The organism is Candidatus Zixiibacteriota bacterium (assembly GCA_026397505.1).
Classification (GTDB): Bacteria; Zixibacteria; MSB-5A5; order GN15; family PGXB01; genus JAPLUR01.
The window spans coordinates 19,711-27,103 of sequence record JAPLUR010000097.1; the positions used below are offsets into that span (position 1 = coordinate 19,711).

Annotated in this window: 9 protein-coding genes; 7 read left to right on the plus strand and 2 right to left on the minus strand. The window is 51.2% G+C overall.

Annotated elements, in window-relative coordinates; genetic code table 11:
• Window positions 1-8 precede the first annotated feature (8 nt).
• Window positions 9-641 carry a RecX family transcriptional regulator gene (locus tag NT002_10100; GenBank protein MCX6829616.1) on the minus strand — a complete coding sequence of 211 codons (633 nt, stop codon included), beginning with the start codon at window positions 639-641 and terminating at the stop codon, window positions 9-11.
• Window positions 642-757: 116 nt separating this feature from the next.
• On the opposite strand from NT002_10100, the gene NT002_10105 reads away from it, so the two are divergent.
• From NT002_10105 to NT002_10135, 7 genes are all read left to right on the plus strand, one after another.
• Complete coding sequence (locus tag NT002_10105) at window positions 758-1,105, plus strand: cupin domain-containing protein (GenBank protein MCX6829617.1); 348 nt, start codon at window positions 758-760, stop codon at window positions 1,103-1,105.
• 78 nt (window positions 1,106-1,183) lie between these two features.
• A complete protein-coding gene (locus NT002_10110; GenBank protein ID MCX6829618.1) occupies window positions 1,184-2,089 on the plus strand; it encodes a DNA-processing protein DprA in 906 nt (301 codons plus the stop codon).
• Between the two features lie 8 nt (window positions 2,090-2,097).
• Window positions 2,098-2,709 carry an IMPACT family protein gene (locus NT002_10115; protein ID MCX6829619.1) on the plus strand — a complete coding sequence of 204 codons (612 nt, stop codon included), beginning with the start codon at window positions 2,098-2,100 and terminating at the stop codon, window positions 2,707-2,709.
• Complete coding sequence (locus NT002_10120; protein MCX6829620.1) at window positions 2,702-3,616, plus strand: PfkB family carbohydrate kinase; 915 nt, start codon at window positions 2,702-2,704, stop codon at window positions 3,614-3,616. Before NT002_10115 ends, NT002_10120 begins: the two co-directional genes overlap by 8 nt.
• Window positions 3,609-4,181 (plus strand): phosphatase PAP2 family protein, encoded by a 573-nt coding sequence (locus NT002_10125; protein MCX6829621.1) that lies wholly within the window; start codon window positions 3,609-3,611, stop codon window positions 4,179-4,181. Before NT002_10120 ends, NT002_10125 begins: the two co-directional genes overlap by 8 nt.
• Before the next feature lie 3 nt (window positions 4,182-4,184).
• On the plus strand, window positions 4,185-4,700 hold the full coding sequence (locus NT002_10130) for a macro domain-containing protein (protein MCX6829622.1): 516 nt from the start codon (window positions 4,185-4,187) through the stop codon (window positions 4,698-4,700).
• Window positions 4,701-4,751: 51 nt separating this feature from the next.
• Complete coding sequence (locus NT002_10135) at window positions 4,752-6,839, plus strand: DUF2723 domain-containing protein (protein MCX6829623.1); 2,088 nt, start codon at window positions 4,752-4,754, stop codon at window positions 6,837-6,839.
• Between the two features lie 178 nt (window positions 6,840-7,017).
• On the opposite strand, the gene NT002_10140 is transcribed toward NT002_10135, so the two are convergent.
• The coding region (locus NT002_10140; protein ID MCX6829624.1) for an N-acetyltransferase at window positions 7,018-7,393 on the minus strand (376 nt) is incomplete at its 5' end.

Sequence of the window (7,393 nt, forward strand, 5' to 3'; positions counted from 1 at the left end):
CTGCGGATTTAATCTTCGTTCTCCTTTTTCAGCAATTTTTCAAAAGCCGCTTTAGCCGCCCGGTAACCAATCGACCGGCGGGAAAGGTAATTATACGCTTTCGTCCGGGCGGTTTCAAGCTCAAATTTGGCCAGATAGCTCCAGCGGCTCCGGAGTAGGCGAACCGCAATTTCGGATTCATCGAGACCGGCGAGAGCCTCCTCGACAGCGGTTTCGGCCTCTTTGCGCGCCACCCGTTTGGATTCGAGGTATGCAATGAGAAATCGGCGCCCGGCCGGCTTGCGGCGAAGCAGCGATTCGACCGTCTGACGGGCAAACTGAGCATCATCGACAAGGCCGCGCTTGTGGAACTGGGTCAGAGTTGCTTTTATGACCTTCTCCTCAAATTGCTTCTCCATCATTTTGTTTTTCAGCAACCCATAAGAATAGGCCCGCCGCGAGAGAAGATAGGTCACGTAGTTTTCGGCCCGGAGGAGTTCGGACTCATGCCTGATTTCATCGAGGCTGGAACTGGGGATTTCTATCCCCTCGCGAATTGAATACTTGCCGACAATATCCGGCTCGAGGGCAATTTCCGGCAGGCCGGGAATGACCAATATGGCCAGCCGTCCCTTTTTACGGATATGCTCAACTTTCACCACCTGGGGCATAGGCTTAAGTTAAGAAAATCAAACCGTCATTCAATAAAAAAAGCCACTACTTGAAGAATGACCAAAGTATGGCTATAATAAGATTAAACCAGAAAAGGAGAAATATCATGCCGGTTAGAAAATATGCGGAAATCGAAAAGGTTGAAGTGAATACGGCTGATGCGGTCGGGGTGACCAAAATGGTCCCGGTGGGAAAAAATGAAGGATGGGAGGGATACACTTTGCGGGTTTTCAAGATTGCCCCCGGCGGACACACCCCGCGACACACCCACGACTGGGAGCATGTCAATTATATCATTTCCGGAAAGGGAAAGCTGTTTCTTGACGGCAAGGAATATGAAATGAGTGAGAAGGATTTTGCCTTTGTTCCCCCGAATGCGCTTCACCAGTTCCAGAACCCGTACGATAAGGATTTTGAGTTTATCTGCGTTGTCCCCAACAGGGGCGAGTATTAGAATTGTTCCGGCCAAAGGCCATGATGAGCCCGGTCTTCCCTGTTTGACTTTGGCTTTTCTTTGTAATAACTTCCCCTTATGAGACGGGCCGGGGAATACTCGATTGCGGCACAGGTCTGGGCGCTTCGCCAGCATGGTGAGGTTGGGCCGCGCACTTTCCGGGCACTCATGGCCCATTTCGGCAATCTGTCCGCTATATTGGAAGCCGAGCTGGATGAGTTGACCGGAATCGACGGCCTCGGAGGAAAAAAGTCGCAGAAGATTTTTGAAAGCTTCGACTCTCTTCAGAAGGCCGATCAATTTATCCAATCACTTGAAAAACGGAAGATTGGATACAGCACTCTTTTCGATGAAAATTTTCCCCGCCTTTTCATGGAACTCAATGACCCGCCCCCGATAATTTTCTATCAGGGAAGACTTCCCGACCAGGACGAAAAAAGAGTCGCCATTGTCGGCTCGCACAAGGCGACCAATGAGGGAATCAGAAACGGTGTGACGCTCGCCTCAGAGTTGGCCGCCAAATCGGTTTCGATTGTCTCTGGGTTGGCGCGGGGAATCGACGCCTCGGCCCATCTGGGAGCTTTGAAAGTCGATGGACGTACCTACGGCCTGCTCGGTTCCGGATTTGATCACATTCACCCCGAGGAGAATCGCGGCCTGGCGCAGGAGATGCTCGTCAACGGCGGCTTGATTTCGGAATATCCGCCCGAGGCAACTTATGCCACCGGGCGGGTGATGGCCCGAAACCGTCTCACGGTTGGGCTTTCGCAAGCAGTTATAATCGGTGAGGTATTCAATGATTCCACCGGCTCGCTCGACACGGCCACTTTCTGCCGTGACGTGGGGAAATTGATGTTTGTCCTTATTGATGGTTGTGATGAGCCGGATCATGATGCCGGCGGCGTGGATAAAGTCCTCGCTCTGGGGGCGATACCAATCACCCTGAGCGCAGGTATCGATATCATTCTCAAGTCTCTGGTATAGGGAGACCAATGGCCGGTTCCGACAGTTACCGGACTATCAAAGGGCCGGGAGAAATTGAAATCAAGATAAAAGGATCTCGGTTTCTGGGACAGGCGCTGCCCTGTAATAATCCCGAGGAGGCGGAATCACTCCTGACGGCGATTCGCAAGAAATACTATGATGCCACGCATCATTGTTTCGCTTATCGGGTCGGAATCGGGAACGAACAGAAATTCCGCTATTCCGATGCCGGCGAACCCTCGGGTACCGCCGGGAAACCGATTTACGACCGGATTGAGGGGAATGAACTGACCAATATTATTGTCATTGTTACCCGCTATTTTGGCGGCACCAAGCTGGGAACCGGCGGCCTGACCCATGCCTATTCCGAAACAGCAGCCGAGGCGATAAAGAAAGTCGGCATTATCGAGCAATATCTCGTGGAACAGTTATTGTTGACCGTCCCCTATCCGGATTACAATATTGTCGAGCGGTTGATTCACAAATATGAAGGGAAAATTCTTGAACGGGGGATGAAGGAGCAAGTTCCTTCTCTGACAGTACAGATGAGAATATCGTTCATTGCTGAATTCAAAGAGAAGGCTGTTGACGCCACCTCGGGACGGATCAAGTTTGAATAAGAAGCTTGATTGTCTCGGTCTCGGGATCGCCCCGGCGGATCTGCTTCTGCAAATAGCCGCTTATCCCGAAGCGGGGGCCAAGATAGATGCCCTGAGTATGACTATTCAGGGGGGCGGCCCGATACCGACGGCGATGGTCACCCTGGCCCGCCTCGGGATGAAACCGGGTTTGATGGCTGCGGTCGGTAATGATATTTTCGGCCGGTTTGTGATCGGAGAGCTGAAAAAAGAGGGCGTGGAGACATCGTTTGTCAAAACGAAAAAATATCCGACGGCCATAGCGATGGGCTGGGTGGAAAAGGGAAGCGGCCGAAGAACGATTGTCCTTAATCGCGAGATTACGGTGCACCCCGGAGAAATTGATGTGACGTTATTGCCGCGGGTGAAAGCGGTGCATCTCGATGGCCGGGATCTTCCGGCCTGTCTGAAACTGGCCCGCTGGGCGAAAAAAAATGGCGCGATCGTTGTTTTTGATATCGGCTCAAAGCGCAATGATGTCACGGCAATCCTGCCGCTGGTGGATCATCTCGTCTGTGCCGAGGATTTCGCCCTTCCCTATACCGGAGCAAAGAAAGTCCCGGAGGCGATAAACCGCCTGAGAAAAATATGTCCGGGCACTATCGTAATAACTTCGGGTATAGAAGGAGCCACCGGGAAGGAGACTGATGGTGACTACATTCGACAGAAAGCATATAAAGTTAAAGCGGTCGACACAACCGGCGCCGGCGATGTTTATCATGGAGCATATATTTACGGCTTGCTGAAAGGATGGGATTTGAAAAAGAGAATGGAGTTTGCCTCGGCCGCTGCAGCGCTGAAATGCCGTCGCCCCGGCGGAAGACTCGGCATCCCGAAACTGAAACAGGTACAGACATTCCTTAAGAGGAGAAATCCCACTTATGCTTGAGTTTTCACGCTGGCTGAACGGCCTTGATCATTCTCTATTTATCTTCATAAACCAGAGCCTGGCCAATCCGGTAACGGATTTCCTGATGCCGCTGGTGACGATCGACCTTCATTTGAAAATATTCTATGCGCTCTGTTTGGCGGTACTTCTCTGGAAAGGCGATAAGCGTCTTCGTTATGCCATCCTTTTTTCGATTCTGACCGTGACCCTGACCGATCAATTGTCCAGCGCCGTTTTAAAACCGCTCTTTGCCAGACCGCGCCCCTGCCACGAATTGGAGGTGTACCTTCTGGTTCCCTGCGGCGCCGGATTTTCATTTCCGTCATCGCATGCCGCCAATCTGTTCGGCCAGGCCTTTCTTTTCCGAATCGTTGCACCAACGACGACCAAATATCTTATTCCTCTGGCCATAGTAGTCGCACTTTCGCGGATCTTTGTTGGTGTGCACTATCCATTCGACATTTTGTGCGGCGCCGCATTGGGCACGCTGGTCGGGTACGGTGTGGCGCAGATATTTATCCGGGTCTTTCCGCCGACAGATAAAGAAATCTCTCAGGAGGGTTAGCTCATGCCGATAAAAATTGAGGTTGTTCAGGGGGATATCACCGAGGCCGATGCTGAGGCGATTGTCAACGCCGCCAATAATCATCTCTGGATGGGTTCCGGTGTGGCCGGCGCCATTAAGAGCAAAGGCGGTGTCGAGATCGAGCGGGATGCCATGTCCAAAGGACCGATAAAAGTCGGTCAGGCGGTGGCATCAACCGCGGGAAAACTTCCCTATAAATATATCATCCATGCCGCCGGCATGGGGCAGGATTTGCGCACTGATGAGATGGTCGTCTATGAGGTTACCCGCAACTCGCTCCTGCTGGCCGATAAGCTGGGGCTGAAATCTCTGGCCTTTCCGGCTATCGGCACCGGGGTCGGAGGGCTTATGATTGCCGCCTGTGCCAGCGCCATGATCGATGCCGTGCGGCAGCTGTCAAATAAGCTGCAGAATCTGGAGCGGGTGGTCTTTGTGTTGTTTGACAAGGAGAGTTCCGGCATCTTTAGTCGTGAGGCAAGCCGGGGAATGAAATCATGAATACAATCCCTGCAATCATTCAATTGAACCGGTATGAACGGAGGAGGGAACATGAATCAGGAAAGGACGTTTTCCACTGAGAAAAGAGCTATATATTGGGGCCCGGTGCTGGTAGGCGCAATCTCTTTTGCACTGTACTTTTTGACCGCTTTTCGCACTATAACATGGTGGGATAGCGGCGAATATTCGCTGGCAGCGATTACCCTCGGCGTTCCACATCCGCCCGGATCGGTGGTTGCTACGATAATCGGCTGGATTGCCGGTCAAATCCCGTTTGGAATTTCCCTCATATTTGTACTTAATCTCCTGGCCGGTTTTCTGGCGGCGCTGGCCGCAGGGCTGACATGCTATCTGGCCCTGCTTCTGCTGAGAAATACCGTTTTCAAACAGAATAGGGGACTACCGGGAAGCCCCTGGTTAGTGTCGCTTTTCGTGGCGGTCGGATCTCTGGCGCTTCCTTTCGGTGAAACGCTCTGGCTCTATGCGATAAAATTCACCCCCTATGTCATTACCGCGCTCTTTACCGCGCTGATTCTCTGGGGTATGTGGCGCTGGTGGGAGAACGCCGAAAGCGATAACGCCCTGCCCTGGCTGTTTCTGGTTACTTTTCTATTTGGCCTTGATTTCAGCGTGCATCGCACCAACCTGCTATTGCTGCCGGGTTTTATAATCTGGATTCTATTGAGACGTCCGCAAATCTACTCTTCGGGCAAAGCCTGGTGGTATGGAATCTCCGGGATGGTGGTGGGGCTTTCATTCCAATTGCTCTTAATCCCGATGGCCGCACGAAAACCATTCCTGAATATGAATGATCCGGGAACTCTGACAGCTTTATGGGATTATATCACGCTGAAAATGTTCGGCGGCGGGTGGCTGCTCAACCTTTTCCCGCGCAAGGCGCCTTTCTTACAATATCAAGTGCCTGATTTTCTTAAAGTCTTCGCCGATAATTTCCTTTCCACCAGAGGCGCTCTGGGGATATTGGGCGTTATTCCTACCCTGCTTGGAGTTGTCGGGATTGCGGCTCTCTGGCGGCGATATCGGCGGGCGGCAATCGGCATGCTGGCATTATTTCTGTGCGCCTCGGCCGGCGCCATTTTCTATTTTAATATTCCGCAGAATTTTTTCCGTTCGATGGATCGCCATTATCTCCCCGCACTGGTGATATTCACTGTCTGGATAGGCTATGGTGCAGGATTCCTGCTCAATCTCTTTTGGCGTCTTGGGAGCAAATATCGATATGCACTCTTGGGTCTGGCGGGAATTTTAATAATCATGATTCCTATCGTTCAGATGGCCAGGAACTATCGAGCTATCGATTCTTCCCGCAATTATTTTACCCATGATTTTGCCATGAATATTTTCAATACTCTCCCCCCTCAAGCCATATTCACTGCCGGAGGAGACAACGATACTTGGCCGCTCTGGTATTTTCAGACCGCGGAAAAGATGCGCCCGGATGTAACGCTGCTTAATATCAATCTTCTTAATACCCCCTGGTTCCTGCGGCAGGCGATGGAACGGGATAAATCGCTCCCGCTGGATTATACCGAACAAAAGATTTCCGATTTGAACATGTTGACATGGGCGGATACAACGGTTGCTATTCCAATAGAGGGCAGCGCTGCTGATCTTCATCTGCCGAATGACATGCTTTTGCCTGATTCGGTTCGACTGCAAATTTCACCCACGGTGGCCGGGAAATACATATTAGTTCAGGATCAGGTCCTGCTCCAATTGATAATGCAGAATCGATGGAAACGCCCGATTTACTTCTCATCGGGCATTTCGGATCAGAGTATCGCCTGGCTGGCAAAATACCTCCGCATGGAAGGACTGGCGAAACAGCTTGTTCCTGTCGAAAATCCGCCGCTGAATATCGATATTTTGCACGCGAACCTGCTGGAAAAATATCGGTATCGTGGATTTACTGATGCCACTATTTCGCTTGAATCGGCCACGAAATGGGTCGGCTTGAATCTCTGCGGGGCTTTTATTTATCTGGCTGCCGATGAACTTCAGAGGGGAAATTCGGCTACGTGCAAAGAAACCATGCTTAAAATGAATGAGTTGCTTCATCCTGAACGGCTCGATATTCCGCCCCAGTTACAGCAGGCAAGGGAATCTCTCTGCCCCTGAACTATCGAGCGAAGTCATTAACGGCGGATTCGGCGAGCGGAAATCCGGAATGCAGGCCGGTGGTCGGTTACTTTTTCTTGATAGGAAGTCTCCCCGAGCTGTGAATGAGATATTTCGGACGGCAACCGGCAGTGAAAAGAAGTATTGCGGATAAAGAAAGAATCGATTGGGATCTGATTTAGATCGGCATTTCGACCAGACGATATTTCTTATAAAGTTTCCCGCTCATATTTTCGGCGGCGCGGCACATCAGCTCGTTAGTTTCCAGAATCCACGACAACTCCGCCCACTGGTAGCCCCTTTCAATACCTTTGAGATAAGTCTCGACATAGAAAATGTTATCGATCCCCCGTTTCTGGAACCTTGGAATAACACCCATAGTAAGCATTCGGACACCGTTGATTTTCCGGCTAATTTTGGTGTTCCAGAGCAGTTTGAAAATTCCGAATGGGAGAAGACGACCGTTCAGTTTGATAAGCACCTGGTTGATATCGGGGACGGCCAGCGAGAACGCCGCCGGTTCATCATTGACATAGGCAATCAGCGCCAATTCC

Bases quoted from the DNA above. Each gene is read 5' to 3' on its own strand.
- NT002_10105 (MCX6829617.1), top strand. From the start codon at position 758: ATGCCGGTTAGAAAATATGCGGAAATCGAAAAGGTTGAAGTGAATACG.
- NT002_10110 (MCX6829618.1), top strand. From the start codon at position 1,184: ATGAGACGGGCCGGGGAATACTCGATTGCGGCACAGGTCTGGGCGCTT.
- NT002_10115 (MCX6829619.1), top strand. From the start codon at position 2,098: ATGGCCGGTTCCGACAGTTACCGGACTATCAAAGGGCCGGGAGAAATT.
- NT002_10125 (MCX6829621.1), top strand. From the start codon at position 3,609: ATGCTTGAGTTTTCACGCTGGCTGAACGGCCTTGATCATTCTCTATTT.
- NT002_10130 (MCX6829622.1), top strand. From the start codon at position 4,185: ATGCCGATAAAAATTGAGGTTGTTCAGGGGGATATCACCGAGGCCGAT.
- NT002_10135 (MCX6829623.1), top strand. From the start codon at position 4,752: ATGAATCAGGAAAGGACGTTTTCCACTGAGAAAAGAGCTATATATTGG.